This window comes from Candidatus Omnitrophota bacterium, from assembly GCA_030695905.1.
Lineage (GTDB): Bacteria > Omnitrophota > Gorgyraeia > 2-01-FULL-45-10 > 2-01-FULL-45-10 > CAZHPY01.
Genome location: JAUYOL010000011.1, coordinates 20,182 through 41,658, shown reverse-complemented (window position 1 = coordinate 41,658; position 21,477 = coordinate 20,182). Strand labels below are relative to the sequence as shown.

Sequence of the window (21,477 nt, the reverse complement as noted above, 5' to 3'; positions counted from 1 at the left end):
TAATGATCAAGAAAAATATTATTCTCGTTGGATTTATGGGAAGCGGTAAGACTACCATAGCGATTAAGCTGTCGCACCGGCTTGGCATGAATTACATCTCTATAGATGACATGATCGAAAAGAGGGAAAAGGCGACGATAAACGAGATCTTTACCAAAAAGGGAGAAGATTATTTCAGGAATGTCGAAAGCGAGGTATTAAGCGAAGCCTGTGCTACTGATAATGCTATCATAGATGCCGGAGGCGGGGCGGTATTGAGGGATGAGAATTGGGCCAATATGAAAGCGAGCGGTGTCACTATATGTTTGATGGCGGACGAAGAGACTATAATGGCGAGAACGAAAAAATATAAACACAGGCCATTGCTTAATGTGGAAGACCCGAAACAGAAGATACGCAGCTTACTCGCTAAGCGCGCACCGTTTTACGCGAAGGCCGATCATTGTATCGATACAGGCATTTTCACAGTGAATCAGGTTGTGGACAAGATAGTTAGCATAGCAGAGTCCGCTAAGGAGAAAAATGCTTAAAAAGGCAAGAGTCTGGGTAGGAGTAACGCTTTTAGCGGTAATAGTGTTCAACTATATTGTTATAGGCCTGCCTTTATACAGAAAGATGGGTTCGCTTGAAAATAAGATAAAAGCGATCATGGTAGAGCAGGTTAAATCCGGACAGATTCTAAAGGATTCTGAAAACAACTACATAATGGATGTGCTAAAAAAAGAGACGATAAAATTGGATAGAGGTATAGTCATATTGAATTGTATCGCGGTAAGCGTATCCATAATCATAATAAGCTGGATCGTATTCGGCCTGATCGTCAGCAGGCAGGACAGGATAAAGCTGTGAGGTTCGCTGCAGCAGTTATCTGAGTGATGCGGCTTTATCTTTAGTGAGGCTATCCTCAAGCTTCTTAAGTCTGTTTTTAATATCTTCCTGTCCGGTTTCTATTTTTTTCAGGCGTGCTTCAACTGCTTTAAATTTTCTGCCGACATACTCATAAATATCTTCCATATATACAGTTTTCCCGTCGGTTGTTACGTCCGCGTCTTCGGCGGAGACTACGGAAAAATTTCCAACCTGTTTCTGGGTCAGGCCGGCTCCCACGGTCAAGCTTCCGGTTTGTGTTTGCATGATGCCCGGTTCAACGCCACTGTCGCCATCATCCTGCGCATACAGTATTCCCGCGCCAATCATTAAAGCAATTATCGGTAAGATCGCGTATCTCATAAGATTAGATTATACACTACATATCAATATAATTCAAATTACCTTGCAAAAGGGATAAAAGTCGGATAAAATTAACTTAAATATACAAATAGGGAGGCGAGCGCAAAATGACTTTATATGACTTATTACGTAAGCAGCCGAGGCCGCTACTCGTAGCGATAGGCCTGATAATTGTAGCCGCCGCCGGCCTTGCCGATCGCATCACGGGTGACAACCTGTCTTTTTTGGTATTCTATCTTATCCCAGTGCATTTTTTTGTATGGTTCACTACCAGAAGACTCGGCGTTATAGCGGCGGTAATATGTGCTTTAATTTGGGTCGTGGAAAGTATAAATGACAGGATGTACTCTTCTCACGCGTCCATATCTTACCTGAATATGTCCATGGAGCTTGTATTCTTCTTTCTCGTGGTTTATCTATTGTGCATACTTAAAGACGCTTTGGGCATAAATGAAGAGCTCTCGAGGACAGACGCGTTAACAGGCGCTATGAATAGAAAAGCTTTTTATGATATTGCCTTCATGGAGATAGAGCGCCTTGGCAGATATAAGCATCCATTTACGGTAGCGTATGTAGATATAGACAGCCTTAAAGTGATAAACTATCGTTTTGGCCACCACACAGGAGACAAGCTTTTGCGCTGTGTCGTGGATACAATAGGGAAAAATTTGCGCAAAATAGATCTTATCTCCAGGTTCGGGGGGGATGAGTTTGCAATATTGCTTCCGGAGACGGGGGCCGAGGCCGCGCAGGTAGTTTTAAGCAGGATCCGCAACGTCCTTTTAAATACGATGGAGAAGAATGAGTGGCCGGTAACTTTTACATTTGGCACCGTGACATTCTTAAAAGCTCCGTCCTCCGTAGAAGAGATGATGAAAAAAGTAGGCAGCGTTATGTACAGCGGAAAAGACAGCGGGATGAATACAATAGAACACGAAGTTGTAAGTGCGTAATGTAAGGCTTAGCATAAGTTATGACGGCACGCGTTACGCCGGCTGGCAGTTTCAAAAGAACGCAAAGTCCATCCAGCAGGTCCTGGAATCTCTCCTCAAAAAAATAATGGGACACACCGTGAAATTAAGAGGCTCCGGCAGGACCGATTCCGGCGTGCATGCCAGGTATCAGGTGGCTAATTTTCGGACAAATTCAAAACTTCCTATAAATAAAATCAAGGCGGCGCTGAATAGCGCTTTGCCCGACGATATATTAGTGAACTCCATAGAACAGGTATCTTCGGGATTTGACGCCCAGAGATGCGCAAAGTCGAAGCACTACCGTTATACCGTAACGACCTCACATTTTGTAGACCCATTTATAAGACATTTTGTCGCGAGGTTTTCCTATCCGCTGAATATAAGCCGCATGAGAAGATCGGCGGCAACGCTTGTGGGCAGGCACGATTTTAAGGCGTTTCAAGCCTCCGGGTCAAAAGAGAAAAATACTATCCGTACGATAAAGAATATTAAAGTTGAAAGATGCGGCGATTTGGTATATATTGATGTATGTGCCGACGGGTTCTTGTACAACATGGTCAGGACAATCTCCGGAACACTATTGGAGATAGGCCGCGGAAAGTTATCCGAATCCATAGTGAATGAAATTTTAAAGACGAAGACCAGGGCTCTTGTAGGGCCGACAGCGCCGGCAAAAGGGCTCTGTTTGATGAAGGTGGAGTACTAAAGCCTGCCTAAGGGCAGGGAAGGAGGGGGAAGATGTATTTAATGAAGGGCGCGTTCATGTTGTTTATGTCGCTCGGTATCGGTTATGTCCTCTGTGTACTTGCCCAAAAGCAAGAAGGGTTATTAAAGACGCTTGGTTATACTCTCGGCATAGCTATTATAGCGTTGAGCCTTATGGCCACCGCCGTTGAGAGCAGTGTAAAATTTGCGTCTCATGGCAAGTCGTTTTGTAATCCAAAGGCAATGAAGTGTTATCACGGAACAAATCTGTCAAAGTAATAATATTTGACTTAGGTAATACCTTAATCAGGTTTGACCACAGGATATCGGCAAAGAAGATAGCGAGTCTTTTTCATTTAGATTCCGAAAAGGTTCGCAGTCTTTTTTTTGACTCAGAAATCACGAGGGACTTTGAAAAAGGCCTTATATCGCCGAAGGTATTTTATTCACGCGTAACAGAGTTTCTTAATATAAAGATACCATTTAATGACTTTGTTTCGATATGGAACGATATATTCTGGGAGGATAAAGAGTCTTGCAATCTGGCAAGGCAGTTGAAGTCAAAATATAAATTGTTTTTGCTTTCCAATGTTAATAGGCTGCATTTTGAGTATATAGAGAAAAAATTTGATATAATAAAGATATTTGACGAGGTTATCCTGTCTTTTGCCGTGGGCGCTATGAAGCCCGAAAAGAAGATATTTGAGGACGCCGTAAGTAAGGCAGGCGGTGATAAGTCGCAGGTTATATATATAGATGACCGCGAGGATCTGATAAGAGAGGCCAGCGATTTTGGCATAGAGTCCATAAGATACGAGGGTGCCGATAAGCTGAAAGAAGACTTAAGTCAGCGGGGCGTTCTTTAATTATATATTTTAGTTGACAATGCATAGTGTGTATGGTATCATTTACCGCCTCTTGAATAATAAGAGGCGGTTCTATTTAATAAGGACAAAGAAGGGGTTATGACGACTTATATAGCGAAAACAAAGGATATACAAAAAGCTTGGTACATTGTCGACGCAAAAGACAAGGTGCTGGGCAGGCTTGCGTCCAAGATAGCCGCTGTATTGATAGGTAAAAACAAAGTTATATATTCACCTCACCAGGATACGGGCGATGAGGTTATCGTAATAAACGCGAGCAAGATCAAAGTTACGGGTAATAAGATCGAAGATAAGATGTATCTGAGATATTCTGCCTATCCAGGCGGTTTGCATAAGGAAAATCTCGCTACTAAGATGAAGAAGCATCCGGACTACGTTATAAGGCACGCGGTTAAGGGGATGCTTCCCAAAAGTAAGCTTGGGGCTAAGTTGCTGAAAAAGCTTAGGGTATATGCAGATGAGAACCATCCGCATAAGGCTCAGATGCCAAAGCCGCTGGCTGTGTAAAGCACTAAGGAGTATATAAGATAATGACAGAGAAAGTCCAATATTTTGCAACCGGAAGACGCAAAGAGGCTACCGCGCGTGTCCGCATGATTCCAGGAAGCGGAAAGATGACGGTAAATAAAAGGCCGTTCAATGACTATTTCATCAGGGAAAGTCATCGCCTTATTATTATGCAGCCGCTCGAACTGGTTAAATTACCGGACCAATACGACATATTTGCGATGGTGGCAGGCGGCGGGGCCAGCGGGCAGGCCGGTGCGATGAAATTAGGCATAGCAAGAGCTCTTGTTAAAATACAGGAGAGCTTAAAGTCTACCCTCAAAAAGGCCAAGTTCCTTACGCGCGACGCGCGCGCCAGGGAGCGCAAAAAGTATGGCCGTAAGCGAGCAAGAAGGAGATTCCAATATACTAAGAGGTAATTAAAAACCTCGACGACAATTTAAAACCTATCTTGTCAACTTCCGACGATATTTTAGTTGACAGGATAGGTTTTTTAATTTAATATAAATACTTTACTCGACGGAAGGGCCTACTTCGCCGTTCAAATATTGAGAATTCAGGTATGGCTTCGTAGGGCCTTACAAGAAATTCCTGCGAAGCCCAACTGGATACTACAAGTTGAAGGGCGAAGCAGAAAAGGAGAGGGATATGTTAAAGGTTGGAGTTGTCGGCGCGACAGGTTACGCCGGCGAAGAAGTCATAAAAATTTTGATCAATCACAAGGGCGTGAAGATAACGGAACTGTCCGCCGTTATTGATAAGGAAGAGCCCATATCTTCGATATTTCCGGCATTCAAAGGAAGATGTGATCTTGTGTGTCATAAGCCGGATGCCGAAAAGATGGCTAAAAATATTGATCTGGTATTTCTGGCGCTTCCTCATAAAATTTCGATGCAGATAGCGCCCGTGTTCCTGAAGGCGGGCAAGATAGTCATAGATTTAAGCGCCGACTATAGGCTTGACGCCGATGTATATAAAACCTGGTATGGCACAGATCATAGCGATAAGGCTAATCTGCCTGTTGCGGTATACGGTTTACCGGAAATCTATTCGGAGAAGATAAAGAAGGCCAAGTTAATAGCGAATCCGGGATGTTATCCCACCAGCGCTATTTTAGGTATTTCGCCAATGGTCAAGGAGAAAGCGATAGACGACGGTTCTGTCATAATAGATTCAAAAAGCGGAGTTACCGGCGCGGGCAGAAAGCCCGATCTCGCGCTATCATTCAGTGAGGTAAATGAGAATCTTAAGGCATACAAGGTCAATGACCACCAGCATAAGCCCGAGATAAACAAGATACTGTCGGAAATCGGAGGCAAAAAGATGGAGGTTGTATTTACACCCCATCTTATACCTATGAATAGAGGCATACTCTCTACTATATATATGAAGCTGACGAAGAAGCTCGACACGGAAAGTGCGATAGATATTTACAAGAAGTTTTACAGCGGCAAGCCTTTTGTAAGGGTATATGATGAAGGGAAGCTGCCGCAGATAAGAGACATAGTCGGTTCGAATTACTGCGATATAGGCTTGAAGGTTACCGGTGATATGCTGATAGCCGTCGCGTGCATAGATAATCTTAAAAAGGGCGCGGCGGGCCAGGCAGTACAGAATATGAATATAATAGCCGGATTCGACGAGACGGAAGGGCTTGTTTAATAGATGAATATTATCAAAGGCGGGGTAACGGCGCCGAAAGGTTTCTTGGCAAGCGGTGTAAAAGCCGGCATAAAGAAGTCGGGGCGGCTTGACTTTGGGCTTCTATATTCCGAAGTGCCCGCTTTCGCCGCGGCGAGTTTTACTAAAAATAGATTTCAGGCGTCTCCGGTAAAGGTAAGCAAGAAATATTTGGGCAATAAGACGCATCAGGCGGTGGTTGTAAATAGCGGGAACGCCAACTGCGCTAACGGTAAAATTGGAGATAAGGACGCGGCCAACATGGCCAAGCTCGTAGGTGAGGGGCTGCTGCTGGGGGATAAAGAGGTTTTAGTCGCGTCAACAGGCATCATAGGCCACTATCTGCCGATAGAAAAGATAGAGTCCGCCGTGCCCGAGCTTGTCGCATGCTTATCCGCGGCAAATGGAAGCATATTCGCTCAGGCGATAATGACGACGGACACGGTTAAAAAAGAATTGGCCGTCAGGGTAAAGCTGGGTTCGGCTACAGTTACTATAGGCGGCGCGTGTAAAGGTGTCGGTATGCTGTATCCCGATATGAAGACACAAATGCACGCTACGATGCTATCATTTATTTCTACCGACGCTTTGATAACTAAAAAGATGCTGGCCCGAAGCCTTGATGAGGCAATAGCCGATTCATTTAATATGGTATCCGTTGACGGGGACATGAGCACGAACGATTCATGCTTTATACTGGCTAACGGCCTTGCGAAGAATAGATGTATAAAGTCTAACGGCAAAGACTATGATAAATTTACCACGGCTCTGAAATATTTATGCAAAGAACTTGCTAAGTTGCTTGCCGTGGACGGAGAAGGGGCTACAAAATTTATTGAGATACGGGTTGTGGGAGCGAAGAGCGTGGATGACGCGCGAAAGATAGCGAGAAAAATATCCACATCGAACCTGTTAAAATGCGCTGTATGCGGAGAGGATCCTAACTGGGGCAGGGTGGTGGCGGCGGCCGGCGCCGGCGGAGTAGATTTTGATCCGGATAAAGCTGATGTATATCTTGGAAATATGAAAGCGCTTTTAAACGGCCAGAGTATAAAGAATTTCGATAGGGCAAAAGCGCAAAAGATATTTCAGAAGAAGAAGGTTTATATAACGGTAGATCTGAAAAGCGGCAAAGCAGGCGCGACGGCATGGACCTGCGACTTTTCCAAAGAATACGTAGTCATAAACTCGGAGTATAGCACATAAATACACCGCCCCGGTGTGGCGGAGTAAACCACATGTCACCGGGGCGATGAAATAGGTGAAATACATATGAAAGAGGCAATTAAAAAGAGCGAAGTATTGATTGAGGCGCTTCCTTATATAAAAAATTTCTTTGAGAAAGTCGTCGTGATCAAGTATGGCGGTGCCGCCGTGGACGAGAAGGGTATCGATCCGTCGGTGCTCGAGGATATCGTATTCATGAACTACGCCGGTATGAGGCCGATACTTGTGCACGGCGGAGGTCCTCTTATATCGAAGTTTATGAAGAAGGCGGGCATAGAGCCGAAATTTATATGCGGCAGACGTGTTACCGATAAGGAGTCGATATACATTATCGATAAGGCGCTGCATACTATAAATAAGCAGATTGTAAATACGCTCAAAGGCCTTGGTACTAAAGCTTTTGGTTTGAGCGGGCGGGAGAATGACCTTATTAAAGTGAAGAAACTCAAATCCCAAATCGATCTTGGTTTTGTAGGAGAAGTTACTTCGGTCGATACCACTGTAGTTAAGCAGCTGATAGAAGACAATATAATACCCGTCATATATCCTCTGGGAACCGGACGGGATAGAAATTTGTATAACGTGAATGCCGATGATGTGGCCAGCGAGATAGCAGTTGCTTTAAAAGCTGAGAAATTTGTACTTTTGACAAATGTGCGGGGCGTCATGAAAGACAAGGACGACCCAAGAACGTTATATAATACGCTTACTGTGAAAGAGATTAACAGTTTGATGAAGAAGAATATCATATATGGCGGCATGATTCCAAAGGTGGCATCATGTGTAAATGCCATTAAGGGCGGAGTAAAGAAGGCTCATATACTCGACGCCAGTATTCCGCATGCTCTTTTATTAGAGATGTTTACCGATAAAGGTATCGGTACTCAGATCGTAAAATAGGAGAATTTTTATGTGCGGTACATGCGGTTGCCAGAAGAAGAAGCCTAAGAAATAGTGAAGGACGAAAGAAACAGATGAATAAGACTGATAAGGTGGTAGAGATGTACGATAAGTACGTCATGTGCACTTATAAAAGGGTGCCATTTTGCCTTGAGAAGGCAAAGGGTAGCAAGGTTTGGGATATAGATGGCAGGGAATACCTGGATTTTTTTCCGGGATGGGCGGTATCGGGCATAGGACATTGCCATCCGATGGTTTCGAATGCGGTGGCAAAACAGGCTAAAAAACTGATGCATGTGTCGAATAATTATTATTCACAACTGCAGGGACTTTTGGCAAAGAGAATAATAGAAGAGTCTTTTTCGGGTAAGGTATTTTTCGCGAATTCCGGCGCGGAAGCGAACGAGGGCGCTGTAAAGCTTGCGAGAAAGTATGGCCACGACAATGGCAGGTACCAGATCATCACGATGACGAAGTCTTTCCACGGGAGAACTCTTGGGATGATATCGGCTACGGGCCAGGATAAGGTTAAAAAGGGATTCGAGCCGCTTATAAAAGGCTTTATCCATATTCCTTTTAATGATATAGAAGCATTGAAAGAAGCGATAAACGAAAAGACTATCGCCGTGATGTTTGAACCTATACAATGTGAGGGCGGTATAAATATAGCCAGCAAAGAATATATGCAGGCAGTCAGAAAGCTCTGCGATGAAAAAGATATCGTAATGATACTCGACGAAGTTCAGACAGGCATGGGCAGGACCGGCAAATTCTTCTGCTATCAGCAGTATGGTATCGAGCCTGACATTATGACTCTCGCGAAGTCTTTAGGCGGCGGAGTGCCTATAGGAGCTTGCGTGGCGAGAGGGAAGTTCGCTAGTGTGCTCACTCCGGGGACGCATGCGTCTACATTCGGCGGCTCACCCATTGTTTGCGCGGCGGCACTTGCGGTATTTGAGGCGATAAAAAAAGAGAAGTTATTGCAAAATACGAATAAGATGGGCGCCTACCTGGTAAAGAAGCTTAAGGCCCTGAAGAAGAAGTATCATTTTATAAGCCAGATTAGATCGGTGGGGTTAGTTATAGGCGTGGAGTTAAATATTAAAGGCGAGGATATTTATCAGAAGTGTCTCGAAGCGGGTCTTCTGTTAAATTGCACGCAGGATACGGTATTGAGGATAATGCCGCCTATGACAGTTAGCGCGAAGGAGATCGATAAAGCGGTTTCTATATTAGATAAAGTCCTGGCAAAATTGTAGAAAAAAGGTGATCGAAATGAAGAAGAACCTGTTATCGGTAACTGACCTTTCGGTTGAAGAGATTATTGATATACTGGATACCGGCAAGGCCTTAAAAAAATATAAGGCCAAATATGCCGATGCGCTTAAAGGCAAATCGATAGGGCTTATATTTCAGAAACCGTCGAATAGAACGAGGGTTTCTTTCGAGATAGGCATGGTGCAGCTGGGAGGATACGCAATATATCTTGGCCCTTCGGAGATAGGTATGGGCGGAAGGGAATCGGTCAAAGATGTCGCCAAAGTCTTATCAAGATATCTCGATGGCCTTGTAGCGAGAACATATAAACATGAGGACGCCGAGGACCTGGCTAAATATGCCACCGTACCCGTAGTGAATGGTTTAAGCGACTTCGCGCATCCTTGCCAGGCGCTTAGCGATATATTCACCATAAAAGAGAAATTCGGCACATTCAAAGGCATAACCCTGTCCTATATAGGGGATGCCAATAATGTATTAAATTCTCTTATGTGCGCCGCGGCCAAGGTAGGGCTTAATATTAAGATAGCGACTCCGAAAGGTTATGAGCCGTTAAAGAAAGCGGTCGATACGGCTAAAAAGTGCGCTTTAGAATCACAGTCTACGATAGAATTTACGCACGACCCGAAAGTTGCGGCCAAGGGGGCCGATATAGTCTATACGGATGTATGGGTAAGCATGGGCCAGGAGAAAGAAGCCGATAAGAGAATGAAAGATTTTGAGGGATTTCAGATTAACGACGGCATAATGAAACTGACTAATAAAAATTGCCTGGTAATGCATTGTCTGCCAGCGCATAGAGGCGACGAGATAACAGATTCCGTGATAGACTCAAAGAATTCCGTAGTCTATGATCAAGCGGAGAACAGAATGCATATACAAAAGGCGATTCTTTTGAAACTATTAGGATAACGGGAGAACTTTTATGGGCAAAAAAGTAGTATTAGCGTATTCAGGCGGGCTTGATACATCGGTTGCCATAACATGGCTAAAAAATAAGGGCTATGAAGTTATCGCTTATATGGCTGACGTTGGGCAAGGGTCTGATTTTCAGACTTATAAGGCCAGAGCCTTAAAGACCGGCGCTATAAAAGCTATTGTTGGTGATCTTAAGAGTGAATTTGTTGACGATTTTGTGTTTAAAGCGTTGAAGGCAAACGCTATATACGAAGGTTCGTACCTGCTGGCAACGGCGCTTTCAAGGCCGGTTATAGCGAAGGGCCTGGTCGAGACGGCCCAGAAGGAAGGCGCGCAATATGTAGCGCACGGATGCACAGGAAAAGGTAATGACCAGGTAAGATTTGAAGTTACTACGATGGCGCTCGATCCTAAATTGAAGATAATAGCGCCTGTAAGAGAATGGGAATTAAAGACAAGAAGCGAAGAGATAGAATATGCGAAGAATCATAATATCCCCATCGACACAACAAAAAAGAAGCCTTACTCGATTGATGTTAATCTTTGGGGAATATCGATTGAAAGTGGGAAGCTGGAAGATCCTTATTACGAGCCTGACGAAGATATCTATTGTCTTACGAAAGGAGTAGATAAGGCAAAGGCGCAGCCTTGTTATGTAGGGGTGGAGTTTAAAAAAGGCATTCCCGTAAAGCTTGATGGCAAAACTATGGACGGCGTGAGCCTTATCATAAAACTGGGAAAGATCGCGGGCGATGCCGGCGTCGGCAGAAGCGATATGATCGAAAATAGGCTCGTCGGGATAAAGTCCAGAGAGATATATGAGGCTCCGGCGGGATGGGTTTTATATACCGCGCACAAAGCTCTCGAAAGTCTTGTGCTCGATAGAGAGCTTATGCACTTTAAGGATATCGTATCCTTAAAGTATTCAGAGCTTGTTTATTACGGGCTCTGGTATTCGCCTTTGAGAGAGGCGCTTGATAAATTTGTGGATGACACTCAAAAATATGTCAATGGCACAGTAAGACTCAAACTTCATAAAGGCAACTGCTCGGTAGTGGGCAGAAAATCTCCCGACTCTTTATACAAGAAGGAGCTTGCCACTTATGAGGAGGGCGATAAGTTCGATCAATCTCTTGCCAAAGGCTTTATCGAGCTCTGGGGATTGCCATACAAAGGAAGAGGCAAATAATGGCTAAAAAATTATGGGGTGGAAGATTCTCAAAACCGACGGACCAGTCAGTGGAAGAATTCACCAAATCCATACAGTATGACTATAAGCTGGCGAAATACGATATCTTGGGCTCTATGGTCCATGTTGAAGTTCTGGGTAAGGCCGGATATCTGAAGCCGCAGGAAGCGTCGAGGCTCCAGGCGGCCCTTTTGAAGATAGGCAATGGTAAATTTTCACCGGACCTATCCTATGAGGATGTACACAGCCAGATACAGGATATGCTTTCAGAGCAGATTGGCGACCTTGCTCTTAAGCTGCACACTGCCCGGTCGAGAAACGACCAGGTTGTATTTGCCACAAAAGTATATTGCAAAGACAAGCTGGCCCAAGTCGTTATGTTATGCGCAGGCGTTATAGACGCGTTAAAATCTTTAGCTAAGGCCAATAACGATGTTATAATTCCGGGCTTTACGCATATGCAACACGCTCAACCCATATACCTAAAAGACTATATTGGTGCTTATATTATGATGCTTGAAGCCGGCCTTGATAAAGTGAAGATCGCCTCTTCAGATATAAAGCTAACTATGGGCTCGGGCGCAGTTGCCGGAACACCGATAGAGGCTAAGCATTACAACGTTTCTATAGATAAATATGCCAAAAAGCTTGGCATAGGTTTAGCAGGGCTGAAATTAGAGCCGACGAAAAATTCAGTATACACTGTAAGCGACAGAAGTTTTGTGGCGGAGGCTTTAAACGTTACGGCCATTATAGCGACGCATCTATCCAGATTTGCCGAAGATCTTATAATATGGTCGACTAAAGAGTTCGATTTTGTCGATATAGACGAAGCGTTCTGCACAGGAAGTTCCCTGATGCCACAGAAGAAGAATGCGGACGCTCTTGAGCTTATAAGAGGAAGTGCCGGTAGATTATATGGCAATCGCATAGGTTTCTTGGCTGTCATCAAAGGCCTGCCGCTATCTTATAATAGAGATATGCAGCTCGACAAGGAGCCTCTTTTTGATTCATTTGAAACGCTCATAAAAGAGCTAAAAGTTTTAAGAGGGCTTGTAAATACGCTCAAGTTTAATAAAGATAAGATAGAATCGCAGTTGGACGACGAGTCTTTATATGCGACAGATATAGTATATTATCTCGTGAATAAAGGTGTCGCGTTCAAAACAGCTCACACGGTAGTGGGGGAACTTGTAAAATATTCGATAGACAATTCTATCGAGATAAAGACGATGACTCAGCACGAATTAAGCAGATTTTCAGATAAGTTTATTAAAAAAGAGATCGTTAAATTATTTAATCCGGTCGTCTCGGTAAAATCAAAGAAGTCGATAAAAAGGTAATTTATGCACGAATTTACATTTAAGGATAACGAGCTTTATTGCGAGGATGTGGCGGTTGCCGATATCGCTAAGAAGATCCCTACGCCATTCTACCTATACAGCTATCAGACACTGATAGACCATTTTAGGAAACTTGAATCCGCCTTTAGTTCTGTAAAGCCGCTTATATGTTTCTCTGTGAAGAGTAATTCAAATATCGCGGTACTGCGCGCCCTCGTAAAGAACGGCGCGGGGCTCGATATCGTCTCCGGCGGAGAGCTGTATAGAGCGCGTCTTGCCCGCGCCGCGGCGAAAAACATAGTTTACGCCGGAGTGGGTAAGAGGCGTGACGAGATAGCCGACGCGATTAAATTTGGAATCCTGTTATTTAATGTGGAGTCCAAAGAAGAGCTTGATCAGATCCAGTCTGTGGCTGGGGAGTTAAAGAAAAAGGTTAATATAGCCTTAAGGATAAATCCGGATGTTACGGCCAAAACGCACGCGCATATAGTTACCGGCAAGGGCGATACAAAGTTCGGCCTTGATTTCGGTACCGTACGGAATATATTTAATTCGCACAAAGAATATCCTAATCTCAATATCAGGGGCGTTCACATACATATAGGTTCGCAGATATTGGACGGCGAACCGTTTGTTGACGCTATAAAGAAGGTGTTGGAGTTTTTGAAGAGGTCCCGCATAAAGGTGGACTATTTCAATATAGGCGGCGGCCTGGGTATCATGTATTCGATAGAGAACCCGCAGACCGCAAAGAGCTTTGCGCAGAAAGTCCTGCCGATGCTGAAAAGTTCCGGGCTTAAGATAGTGCTTGAACCCGGCCGGTTTATTTCCGGGAACAGCGGAATACTTGTTACGAAGGTTTTATACACAAAAGAGACTCCGCATAATAAGTTTGTAATCGTAGATAGCGGTATGAGCGACCTCATAAGGCCGAGCTTATACACCGCGTATCATAAGATAGTGCCTGTGAAGGTTGCTATTGACAGCGCCGATACGAGCGAAAAGGTGGATGTGGTCGGACCGATATGCGAATCCGGGGATTTTCTCGGCAAGGATAGATTCTTGCCTCAAATGCATAAGGGCGACTTATTGGCGGTGATGGGCGCCGGAGCTTACGGTTTTACTATGTCCAGCAACTATAACTCACGTCCTCGTGCGGCAGAAGTGATGGTTATAGAAGGCAAGATTTATGTTGTTAGGAAGCAGGAGGCATACAGGGACCTGGTCCGCGGCGAAGTCATACCAAAGGTTTTGAGATGATTAAATTTACAAAGGCAGTCGCTACAGGAAACGATTTTATCATTATAGACAATCGCAATGGTCAATTAGGTAGCGGTTTTTCAAAAACCGCCAAAGAGCTATGCGACAGGAAATACGGAGTCGGGGCCGACGGAGTCCTGCTTTTAGAAAAGTCCGACAAGGCTGATTTTAAGATGCGCATATTCAATCCTGACGGCAGCGAAGCCGAGATGTGCGGTAACGGCTCGCGCTGCATCGCTCTTTATGCAAGCATGAAAAAGATCGCATCCGATAATATGAAGATCGAGACCTTGGCGGGTGTATTGGATGCCGGCGTAAAAGGCCAGGAGATAAAAGTTAAGCTTACAGAGCCTAAAGATATTCACTGGAACCTGTGCCTTATGATAAATGAGTGCCCGTATAAAGTTAATTTTACAAATACGGGCGTTCCTCATGTTATTCATTTCGTTGAAGATATCGAGAATATAGGCGTTAAAGAACTTGGCTCTAAAATGAGGTACCATGCTGATTTTTCTCCAGAGGGCGCAAATGTCGATTTTGTAAAAATAGTCGATCAGCCTAATAGTAAAATTTCTGTAAGGACCTATGAAAGAGGCGTTGAGGATGAGACGCTTGCCTGCGGCACCGGTGCGGTGGCCAGCGCTATAATAGCTGCGGAATCTGAGCATCTCTTCTCTCCGGTAACTGTCGAAACAAAAAGCAAGGAGACGCTGAAAGTCTATTTTGATGTGGTTGAAGGAAGTTTTAAGAATGTATATTTAGAAGGCAAGGCAAAACTCGTATATGAGGGGGATATAGAAAATGTTTAAAGGCTCGATGGTCGCGTTAGTTACACCTTTTAAGAATGGATCTGTAGACGAGAAAGCGCTGAAAGAGCTGGTAGAGTTTCATATAAAGAACGGCACCAGCGCCCTTGTTCCTTGCGGCACTACCGGTGAATCCGCGACGCTTTCGTACGACGAACATGACAAAGTTATAGAGCTGACGATACAGTTTGTAAAGGGCAGGATACCGGTTATCGCGGGAACCGGCTCAAACTCAACGGACGAAGCGATAGCTCTTACTAAGCACGCCAAGAAGGCCGGCGCGCAAGCGTCGCTGCAAGTCAGCCCATATTATAATCGTCCGACGCAGAAAGGGCTATATCTTCATTTTAAGACGATAGCCGAGGCGGTAGATATACCGATAATACTCTACAACATCGCCTCGAGGACCGGTGTAAATATCGAACCGGAAACTTTCGCTAAACTTGCCGAAATAAAGAATATAATAGGCGTAAAAGAAGCGAGTGGGTCCTTAGAGCAGATGGCCAGGATAAGAAACATATGTCCGAAAAATTTCCTGCTCATATCGGGTGATGACGCGTTGACGCTGCCGGTCTTATCGATAGGTGGGGTAGGTATCATATCTGTCGTCGCGAATATTATACCGCGTGATATCGCTGATATGTGCGCCGCTTTTGAAAAAGGCGACATTAAAAAGGCCGAGCAATTGCATTACAAGACGCTGAATCTCGTAAAGGCCATGTTTATCGAAACAAACCCGATCCCGGTAAAAACAGCGATGGGGCTTATGAAGATGATCGATCCGGCAATGAGGCTGCCTTTGTGTGAAATGCTCCCGGAGAATAAAGAGAAGCTTGTAAAGGCCCTTAAGGATTACAAGTTAATATAGGAAGGAGTTTTTGTAATGGTTAAAATCTGTGTAAGCGGTTCAAATGGAAAGATGGGGTCGAGGATAATCGACCTGGCGAAGGAAGACCCTGAATTAAATGTGGCAGGCCAATTTGATGTCGATGGGAACGCGGAAGAGGCGATAGCCGGATGCGACTGTCTGATAGATTTTACCGCGCCGAAGGCGACGATGAAGCACCTTGCGATATGTGAAAAAAACAAAAAAGCTATTGTAATAGGTACTACGGGATTATCGGAAGAAGAAAAGAATAAGATAGGGGAAGCGTCCGCCAATATTCCGGTTGTGTTATCTCCCAATATGTCGGTCGGCGTGAATCTTTTATTTAAACTTGTCGAAGACGCGTCTAAGATATTAAGCAGTGAGTATGAGATAAGTATTCTTGAGGCGCACCATGCTGAAAAGAAGGACGCGCCCAGCGGGACTGCGAAAGAGATAGAGAGAATAGTAAAAGGCATAAAAGGAAAAGATAGCGACGTAGCTATCAGTTCCATACGCGAAGGCGAGATAGTCGGCGAACATACTATAACATTCGAAAGTGATGTGGATCTGATAGAGATAACGCATAGCGCGAAGACACGCGATATATTCGCTAAGGGCGCGCTTCAGGCCGCGAAATTCGTTGCCGGTAAAAAGAACGGCCTATTCGCAATGAAGGACGTATTGGCTTTATAAAGGAGCGAAGAGTGAATTTTGAGAAGTCGGATAGGTTGAAGAGGCTGCCGCCGTATCTATTTGTAGAGATAGACAAGGCGAAGAAGAAGGCTCGTGAAGAAGGGCGTGATATTATCGATTTGGGTGTAGGGGATCCGGATATTCCCACGCCAAAATTTGTTATAAACGCGCTCAATAAGGCTGTGCGCGATCCCTCGACGCATAGATACTCGCTCGACCAGGGCATACCTGAATTCAGAAATTCCGCGGCGAAGTGGCTGAAGAAAAGATTCGGCATAACCATGGACGCCGATAAGGAAGTCTATCCTCTTATAGGCTCGAAAGAAGGTATCGCTCATATACCGCTTGCCTTTATCAATCCCGGCGACGCCGTATTGGTACCGGATCCATGTTACCCTCCGTATAGGTCAGGGACGATATTTGCCGGCGGCGAAGTTATATATATGCCGCTATTAGAAAAGAATAAGTTTCTTCCTGACTTAAGAGCGATAAATCATCACCAGCTGCATAAAGTAAAGATGATCTTTATAAATTACCCGAATAATCCCACATCGGCTGTATGCGATAAAAGTTTCTTAAAAGACGTTGTAGAATTTGCCGCAAAGCACAACATTATAATATGCTGCGACGCAGCGTATTCGGAAATGACATTTGATGGCTATAGGGCCCCAAGCATATTTGAGATAGACGGCGCCAAAGATGTCGCGGTGGAGTTCCATTCACTTTCCAAGACATTTAATATGACAGGCTGGCGCATAGGTTTCGCGTGCGGTAACGCCCAAATCATAGAAGGCCTCGCTAAAGTGAAGTCGAACATCGATTCCGGAATATTCTCCGCTATACAGCGCGCGGGAGCCGCGGCTTTAGATAATTACGATAAGCACATAAAGAGAGCGGTAAAGATATATCAGGACAGGCGCGATATTCTCGTCGAAGGCCTTAACTCCATAGGGCTTAAAGTAGAGAAGCCCAAGGCAACATTCTATGTATGGACGAAAGTTCCGCCGCGTTATACATCGGCCACTTTCGCGAAAGCTCTTTTAGAAAATTGCGATATTATAGCGACGCCCGGAAATGGTTTCGGCGATCATGGCGAAGGATATGTCAGATTCGCGGTAACTGTCGATAAGAAGCGCATCAGGGAAGCGGTAGATCGCATAAAGAAAAAACTTATTTAATGGTTAAATGCTACATAGCGGTTGGCTCAAATCTTGGCGATAGGCTTAAATACATTACAAAAGCCATTGAAGCGTTAAAGGATAATGAATCGATAAGAGTATTAAGAAGCTCGACGATATATGAGACTGCCCCTGTCAGCGATATCCCGCAGGGTAAATTTTTAAACGGCGTGATAGAGGTAGATACAATTCTTGGGGCAAGGCCTTTATTAAGAGTGTTAAATAGCATAGAAGAAAAGTTGGGCCGCAAAAGGATAGCTAAGAATACGCCACGCACGATAGATCTGGATATTCTCTATTACGGCGATGAAAATATCAGCGAAGAGGGGCTCACGGTACCACATCCTCGGATAAAAGAGCGTGAGTTTGTTTTGAGGGGATTAAGAGAATTAGGTAAAGCTTAGAATGAAGACTATAGAAAATATTTCGCGAATGTCCACATTCGTGAAGATGATGAAGAAAGAAGGCAAGTCTATCGGTTTTGTCCCCACCATGGGATATCTTCACGAAGGCCACACCAGCCTTGTAAAAGCCGCTAAAAAACATACCGATGTAGTTGTGATGAGTATATTCATAAACCCCATGCAGTTTGGCCCAAAAGAAGATTTTGAAAAATATCCGAGAGACTTAAGGCATGATGAAGGGTTGGCCCGAGACGCGGGTGTAGATGTAATATTTTACCCCTCATTAAAAGATATGTATCCCGAAGGTTATGCCACCTATGTTACCGTAGAGAAATTGACCGACACTCTATGCGGCGAGTCAAGGCCGGGACATTTTAAAGGCGTAGCGACCGTTGTCACAAAATTATTTAACATAGTCAGGCCGGATGTCGCTTATTTCGGCCAGAAAGATATGCAGCAGGCGCTGATGATAAAGAAGATGGCTTCGGATCTCAATATGGGTGTAGACGTTAAGATAATGCCTATAGTAAGAGAAAAAGACGGCCTCGCGATGAGTTCAAGGAATATGTATCTATCCGTTACGGAGAGAAAGGACGCTATAGTGCTGCACCAATCACTTAAACAGGTCGAGAACCTTGTAAAGCAGGGCGAGAGAGATCCAAAAAAGATCATCAGGGTTATCGAAGATATGATAACGCAAAAATCGGCCGCGAAGATAGATTATATAAAAGCCGTTGATACTAAAGAGCTTAAGGATTTAAAAGTAATTTCAGGCGAGATAATGGTAGCTCTTGCCGTCTTTTTCGGACAGACAAGGCTGATAGATAACGCTATAATAACGGTAAAATAGATGCCCACACAATATCAGGATCACGACGACATAAAGTATAACCAGGACCTCAAAGAGAAGATAGCGAAGCTGAAGAAGGATAGGAACGCCGTCATAATAGCCCACAACTATCAGCGCGATGAGATCCAGGAGATAGCCGATATAAGCGGTGATTCGCTGGCGCTTGCCCAGGCGGCGGTAAGGACCGACGCGGAAGTGATAGTCTTTTGCGGTGTGCATTTTATGGCGGAAAGCGCGGCTATATTGAATCCGGGCAAGAAGGTCCTGATACCGGTCCTAGAAGCGGGATGTCCTCTCGCCGATATGATAACCCCGGAAAAATTGCGCGCGAAGAGAAAACAATATCCGGATGCGGCCGTAGTTTGTTATGTTAATACAAGTGCTGAAGTAAAAGCCGAAAGCGATATTGCCTGCACGTCAAGTAACGCGGTAGAAGTTGTTAAATCGCTTAAAGAGAAACAGATAATATTTGTTCCGGACAAAAATCTCGGCCGCTACGTCCAGAGCCAGGTTCCGGAAAAAGATATAATATTATGGGAAGGCTTCTGCCCGACGCATATGAGACTCCAGGAGGAAGATGTAATAAGAACAAAGAAGGAGCATCCCGCGGCGGAGGTTATCGCTCATCCCGAATGTAATCCCGAAGTCCTGGCATTATCTGACCATATATGCTCTACGGGCGGGATGTTCAAGTATGTCAGGCAATCAAAATCAGAAGAATTTATTATAGCCACCGAATCCGGTATGTTGTATAAACTGCAGAAAGAGAACCCGGATAAGAAATTTTACTTGCCGACGCAGAATCTCGTCTGCGCTAATATGAAACTTATAACATTGGGATGGGTCGCGCACAGCCTCGAAAAACTCGTGTACGAGGTTAAAGTATCGGATGAAATAAGAGATAAGGCGCTGAAAACTCTCGACAGGATGTTGCGTGTTACCGGAGAACATAAGGGCGCGGCGATAGCGGGATATTAAGGCCATAAGCTTTAAACTATAAAAAATATGAATAAAATAAAAGTTGGGATAGTCGGATGCGGAACAATAGGAAGCGAATTGGCTTTCGCTTGCCAATCCGCGCTTAAGAACAGCTTAAGTCTTGTAGGAATATGTGATAAGGACGGCAAAAAATCCGCTTCGTTAAAAAAATCACTAAAAGGCAATATTCCTGTTCTTGAACTCGACGGAATTATCAAGAAGGCGGATCTCGTAGTTGAGGCGGCAAGCGCGTCGGTCTCCGCAGATATATTGAAAAAAACAATAAAACACGGCAAGGATATATTGATAATGAGCGTAGGCGGGCTTCTTGGCAATGAAGGTTTATTGGTAAGCGCGGCCAAGGCGGGTATAAAGGTATATTTGCCCAGCGGAGCCTTAAGCGGCATAGACGGGTTGAAATCCGCTTCGGCGGGAAAATTGGAATCCGTCGTACTGACTACGCGAAAGCCCGTTAAAGGGCTTGAGGGCGCCCCATACCTTAGAGAGAAAAATATAAAGCTATCCGATATAAAAAATGAAACAGTAATATTCGACGGCAACGCAAATGAAGCGATAAAGGGTTTCCCGCAGAACGTTAACGTATGCGCTGTGTTGAGCCTTGCCGGTATCGGCGCGGATAAGACGCGCGTGCGCATAGTGACATCGCCCGATTATACAAAAAATGTTCATGAAGTTGAGATAACCGGTGATTTTGGGAAAATCTCGACGAGAACAGAGAGCGTACCGTCGAAATCTAATCCTAAAACAAGTTATCTCGCGGCGCTCTCGGCCATTGCAACGCTGGGAGGAGTCGCTAAAAGCGTGCAGGTTGGAACTTAAATAATGAGAAATTTAACAAAGACAGGCGCATACATATCCAACAGAATAGGCAGGGCGATCGCCGATTACAACCTGATAGAAGACAAAGATAGGATACTTGTGGCCGTATCGGGAGGTAAAGACAGCTTATCGATGCTGAAGCTATTGAATGAAAGGCGAAAGTGGGCACCTGTAGATTATAAGTTATTTGCGGCGCACATAGAAACTGATTTCAGATGCGCGGGATGTGTGCATACCCAGGAATTAAAGAAGTTATTCGAAAGCTATGACATCCCTTATCGTTTTGAGAAGATAAAAGTTAAAGATAAGAAGAAAGCCACCTCATGTTTTTGGTGCTCATGGAACAGGCGCAAGGCGCTCTTTACGCTCGCCGAGAAGACCGGCTGCACAAAGATAGCTTTTGGTCATCATCAGGACGACATAATAGAGACGCTTCTCTTAAATATGTTTTATCACGGCGAGTTCTCCGCGATGAATCCAAGGCAGGAATTATTTAAAGGTAAGATAGTGATAATAAGGCCGCTGTGCTATGTAGGAGAGGATGTAATAAAAAAGTTTGCCAAAGAATCAAAATTTCCCAGCCAGCTATGCAGATGTCCGAACGCGCAGACATCTAAAAGGCGCGTGATGAAAGATTTTATAAGTAAGATTGAAAAAGATTGTACTTACGCGAAGCTGAACTTATTCAAGACCATAGGACGTGTTAACAAAGAGTATATACAGATAAAGGAAGTTAAATAAAAATATATATGTGAAGGGAGG

General features: G+C 44.4%; 26 protein-coding genes. 25 read left to right on the top strand and 1 reads right to left on the bottom strand.

Going from position 1 to position 21,477, the window contains the following annotated elements:
* The first annotated feature begins 2 nt into the window (after window positions 1-2).
* Window positions 3-530, top strand: coding sequence for a shikimate kinase (locus Q8R38_02175; GenBank protein ID MDP3790830.1), 528 nt, complete (start codon window positions 3-5; stop codon window positions 528-530).
* The gene (locus Q8R38_02170) at window positions 523-849 is read left to right on the top strand and encodes a hypothetical protein (GenBank protein ID MDP3790829.1); all 327 of its coding nucleotides are present in this window, start codon (window positions 523-525) and stop codon (window positions 847-849) included. The genes Q8R38_02175 and Q8R38_02170 overlap by 8 nt, the downstream gene beginning before the upstream one ends.
* A gap of 15 nt (window positions 850-864) precedes the next feature.
* Here the strand turns inward: Q8R38_02170 and Q8R38_02165 are convergent, their stop codons facing one another.
* The gene (locus Q8R38_02165) at window positions 865-1,230 is read right to left on the bottom strand and encodes a hypothetical protein (GenBank protein MDP3790828.1); all 366 of its coding nucleotides are present in this window, start codon (window positions 1,228-1,230) and stop codon (window positions 865-867) included.
* A gap of 107 nt (window positions 1,231-1,337) precedes the next feature.
* On the opposite strand from Q8R38_02165, the gene Q8R38_02160 reads away from it, so the two are divergent.
* The 23 genes from Q8R38_02160 (at window position 1,338) to Q8R38_02050 (ending at window position 21,456) form a co-directional block, all read left to right on the top strand.
* The gene (locus Q8R38_02160; GenBank protein MDP3790827.1) at window positions 1,338-2,183 is read left to right on the top strand and encodes a GGDEF domain-containing protein; all 846 of its coding nucleotides are present in this window, start codon (window positions 1,338-1,340) and stop codon (window positions 2,181-2,183) included.
* Window positions 2,176-2,910, top strand: a complete 735-nt coding sequence (gene truA, locus Q8R38_02155; GenBank protein MDP3790826.1) for a tRNA pseudouridine(38-40) synthase TruA — start codon at window positions 2,176-2,178, stop codon at window positions 2,908-2,910. Before Q8R38_02160 ends, truA begins: the two co-directional genes overlap by 8 nt.
* 32 nt (window positions 2,911-2,942) lie before the next feature.
* Window positions 2,943-3,188, top strand: a complete 246-nt coding sequence (locus Q8R38_02150; protein MDP3790825.1) for a hypothetical protein — start codon at window positions 2,943-2,945, stop codon at window positions 3,186-3,188.
* A complete protein-coding gene (locus Q8R38_02145) occupies window positions 3,158-3,775 on the top strand; it encodes an HAD hydrolase-like protein (protein MDP3790824.1) in 618 nt (205 codons plus the stop codon). The genes Q8R38_02150 and Q8R38_02145 overlap by 31 nt, the downstream gene beginning before the upstream one ends.
* A gap of 99 nt (window positions 3,776-3,874) precedes the next feature.
* Window positions 3,875-4,303 (top strand): 50S ribosomal protein L13, encoded by a 429-nt coding sequence (gene rplM, locus Q8R38_02140; GenBank protein MDP3790823.1) that lies wholly within the window; start codon window positions 3,875-3,877, stop codon window positions 4,301-4,303.
* A 23-nt stretch (window positions 4,304-4,326) separates the two neighbouring features.
* The gene (rpsI, locus tag Q8R38_02135; protein ID MDP3790822.1) at window positions 4,327-4,722 is read left to right on the top strand and encodes a 30S ribosomal protein S9; all 396 of its coding nucleotides are present in this window, start codon (window positions 4,327-4,329) and stop codon (window positions 4,720-4,722) included.
* A gap of 229 nt (window positions 4,723-4,951) precedes the next feature.
* Window positions 4,952-5,965 carry an N-acetyl-gamma-glutamyl-phosphate reductase gene (argC, locus tag Q8R38_02130; GenBank protein ID MDP3790821.1) on the top strand — a complete coding sequence of 338 codons (1,014 nt, stop codon included), beginning with the start codon at window positions 4,952-4,954 and terminating at the stop codon, window positions 5,963-5,965.
* Between the two features lie 3 nt (window positions 5,966-5,968).
* Entirely contained in the window at window positions 5,969-7,189 is a 1,221-nt protein-coding gene (gene argJ, locus Q8R38_02125) for a bifunctional glutamate N-acetyltransferase/amino-acid acetyltransferase ArgJ (protein MDP3790820.1), read from the top strand.
* Window positions 7,190-7,255: 66 nt separating this feature from the next.
* Complete coding sequence (gene argB / locus Q8R38_02120; GenBank protein ID MDP3790819.1) at window positions 7,256-8,110, top strand: acetylglutamate kinase; 855 nt, start codon at window positions 7,256-7,258, stop codon at window positions 8,108-8,110.
* 74 nt (window positions 8,111-8,184) lie between these two features.
* A complete protein-coding gene (locus tag Q8R38_02115; GenBank protein ID MDP3790818.1) occupies window positions 8,185-9,369 on the top strand; it encodes an aspartate aminotransferase family protein in 1,185 nt (394 codons plus the stop codon).
* Between the two features lie 16 nt (window positions 9,370-9,385).
* Window positions 9,386-10,300 carry an ornithine carbamoyltransferase gene (gene argF, locus Q8R38_02110; GenBank protein MDP3790817.1) on the top strand — a complete coding sequence of 305 codons (915 nt, stop codon included), beginning with the start codon at window positions 9,386-9,388 and terminating at the stop codon, window positions 10,298-10,300.
* Between the two features lie 13 nt (window positions 10,301-10,313).
* On the top strand, window positions 10,314-11,495 hold the full coding sequence (locus tag Q8R38_02105) for an argininosuccinate synthase (protein MDP3790816.1): 1,182 nt from the start codon (window positions 10,314-10,316) through the stop codon (window positions 11,493-11,495).
* Window positions 11,495-12,838 carry an argininosuccinate lyase gene (gene argH / locus Q8R38_02100; GenBank protein ID MDP3790815.1) on the top strand — a complete coding sequence of 448 codons (1,344 nt, stop codon included), beginning with the start codon at window positions 11,495-11,497 and terminating at the stop codon, window positions 12,836-12,838. The genes Q8R38_02105 and argH overlap by 1 nt, the downstream gene beginning before the upstream one ends.
* 3 nt (window positions 12,839-12,841) lie before the next feature.
* A complete protein-coding gene (gene lysA / locus Q8R38_02095; protein ID MDP3790814.1) occupies window positions 12,842-14,098 on the top strand; it encodes a diaminopimelate decarboxylase in 1,257 nt (418 codons plus the stop codon).
* On the top strand, window positions 14,095-14,907 hold the full coding sequence (gene dapF, locus Q8R38_02090) for a diaminopimelate epimerase (protein MDP3790813.1): 813 nt from the start codon (window positions 14,095-14,097) through the stop codon (window positions 14,905-14,907). The genes lysA and dapF overlap by 4 nt, the downstream gene beginning before the upstream one ends.
* Window positions 14,900-15,772: a 4-hydroxy-tetrahydrodipicolinate synthase gene (gene dapA / locus Q8R38_02085; GenBank protein ID MDP3790812.1), complete on the top strand. Its 873-nt coding sequence runs from the start codon at window positions 14,900-14,902 to the stop codon at window positions 15,770-15,772. The genes dapF and dapA overlap by 8 nt, the downstream gene beginning before the upstream one ends.
* 15 nt (window positions 15,773-15,787) lie before the next feature.
* A complete protein-coding gene (dapB, locus tag Q8R38_02080; GenBank protein ID MDP3790811.1) occupies window positions 15,788-16,465 on the top strand; it encodes a 4-hydroxy-tetrahydrodipicolinate reductase in 678 nt (225 codons plus the stop codon).
* Window positions 16,466-16,476: 11 nt separating this feature from the next.
* Window positions 16,477-17,643 (top strand): LL-diaminopimelate aminotransferase, encoded by a 1,167-nt coding sequence (locus Q8R38_02075; GenBank protein ID MDP3790810.1) that lies wholly within the window; start codon window positions 16,477-16,479, stop codon window positions 17,641-17,643.
* Entirely contained in the window at window positions 17,643-18,047 is a 405-nt protein-coding gene (gene folK, locus Q8R38_02070; GenBank protein ID MDP3790809.1) for a 2-amino-4-hydroxy-6-hydroxymethyldihydropteridine diphosphokinase, read from the top strand. The genes Q8R38_02075 and folK overlap by 1 nt, the downstream gene beginning before the upstream one ends.
* A gap of 1 nt (window position 18,048) precedes the next feature.
* Window positions 18,049-18,897 (top strand): pantoate--beta-alanine ligase, encoded by an 849-nt coding sequence (gene panC, locus Q8R38_02065; protein MDP3790808.1) that lies wholly within the window; start codon window positions 18,049-18,051, stop codon window positions 18,895-18,897.
* Complete coding sequence (gene nadA, locus Q8R38_02060) at window positions 18,898-19,875, top strand: quinolinate synthase NadA (protein MDP3790807.1); 978 nt, start codon at window positions 18,898-18,900, stop codon at window positions 19,873-19,875.
* A 27-nt stretch (window positions 19,876-19,902) separates the two neighbouring features.
* Entirely contained in the window at window positions 19,903-20,715 is an 813-nt protein-coding gene (locus tag Q8R38_02055) for an aspartate dehydrogenase (protein ID MDP3790806.1), read from the top strand.
* 3 nt (window positions 20,716-20,718) lie between these two features.
* A complete protein-coding gene (locus Q8R38_02050) occupies window positions 20,719-21,456 on the top strand; it encodes an ATP-binding protein (GenBank protein MDP3790805.1) in 738 nt (245 codons plus the stop codon).
* The last annotated feature ends 21 nt before the right edge of the window (window positions 21,457-21,477 follow it).

What these genes read in the sequence shown, in the direction of transcription:
- Q8R38_02175 (MDP3790830.1), top strand. Translation starts at nt 3, where the DNA reads ATGATCAAGAAAAATATTATTCTCGTTGGATTTATGGGAAGCGGTAAG.
- Q8R38_02170 (MDP3790829.1), top strand. Translation starts at nt 523, where the DNA reads ATGCTTAAAAAGGCAAGAGTCTGGGTAGGAGTAACGCTTTTAGCGGTA.
- Q8R38_02165 (MDP3790828.1), bottom strand. Translation starts at nt 1,230, where the DNA reads ATGAGATACGCGATCTTACCGATAATTGCTTTAATGATTGGCGCGGGA.
- Q8R38_02160 (MDP3790827.1), top strand. Translation starts at nt 1,338, where the DNA reads ATGACTTTATATGACTTATTACGTAAGCAGCCGAGGCCGCTACTCGTA.
- Q8R38_02150 (MDP3790825.1), top strand. Translation starts at nt 2,943, where the DNA reads ATGTATTTAATGAAGGGCGCGTTCATGTTGTTTATGTCGCTCGGTATC.
- rplM (MDP3790823.1), top strand. Translation starts at nt 3,875, where the DNA reads ATGACGACTTATATAGCGAAAACAAAGGATATACAAAAAGCTTGGTAC.
- rpsI (MDP3790822.1), top strand. Translation starts at nt 4,327, where the DNA reads ATGACAGAGAAAGTCCAATATTTTGCAACCGGAAGACGCAAAGAGGCT.
- argC (MDP3790821.1), top strand. Translation starts at nt 4,952, where the DNA reads ATGTTAAAGGTTGGAGTTGTCGGCGCGACAGGTTACGCCGGCGAAGAA.
- argJ (MDP3790820.1), top strand. Translation starts at nt 5,969, where the DNA reads ATGAATATTATCAAAGGCGGGGTAACGGCGCCGAAAGGTTTCTTGGCA.
- argB (MDP3790819.1), top strand. Translation starts at nt 7,256, where the DNA reads ATGAAAGAGGCAATTAAAAAGAGCGAAGTATTGATTGAGGCGCTTCCT.
- Q8R38_02115 (MDP3790818.1), top strand. Translation starts at nt 8,185, where the DNA reads ATGAATAAGACTGATAAGGTGGTAGAGATGTACGATAAGTACGTCATG.
- argF (MDP3790817.1), top strand. Translation starts at nt 9,386, where the DNA reads ATGAAGAAGAACCTGTTATCGGTAACTGACCTTTCGGTTGAAGAGATT.
- Q8R38_02105 (MDP3790816.1), top strand. Translation starts at nt 10,314, where the DNA reads ATGGGCAAAAAAGTAGTATTAGCGTATTCAGGCGGGCTTGATACATCG.
- argH (MDP3790815.1), top strand. Translation starts at nt 11,495, where the DNA reads ATGGCTAAAAAATTATGGGGTGGAAGATTCTCAAAACCGACGGACCAG.
- lysA (MDP3790814.1), top strand. Translation starts at nt 12,842, where the DNA reads ATGCACGAATTTACATTTAAGGATAACGAGCTTTATTGCGAGGATGTG.
- dapF (MDP3790813.1), top strand. Translation starts at nt 14,095, where the DNA reads ATGATTAAATTTACAAAGGCAGTCGCTACAGGAAACGATTTTATCATT.
- dapA (MDP3790812.1), top strand. Translation starts at nt 14,900, where the DNA reads ATGTTTAAAGGCTCGATGGTCGCGTTAGTTACACCTTTTAAGAATGGA.
- dapB (MDP3790811.1), top strand. Translation starts at nt 15,788, where the DNA reads ATGGTTAAAATCTGTGTAAGCGGTTCAAATGGAAAGATGGGGTCGAGG.
- folK (MDP3790809.1), top strand. Translation starts at nt 17,643, where the DNA reads ATGGTTAAATGCTACATAGCGGTTGGCTCAAATCTTGGCGATAGGCTT.
- panC (MDP3790808.1), top strand. Translation starts at nt 18,049, where the DNA reads ATGAAGACTATAGAAAATATTTCGCGAATGTCCACATTCGTGAAGATG.
- nadA (MDP3790807.1), top strand. Translation starts at nt 18,898, where the DNA reads ATGCCCACACAATATCAGGATCACGACGACATAAAGTATAACCAGGAC.
- Q8R38_02055 (MDP3790806.1), top strand. Translation starts at nt 19,903, where the DNA reads ATGAATAAAATAAAAGTTGGGATAGTCGGATGCGGAACAATAGGAAGC.
- Q8R38_02050 (MDP3790805.1), top strand. Translation starts at nt 20,719, where the DNA reads ATGAGAAATTTAACAAAGACAGGCGCATACATATCCAACAGAATAGGC.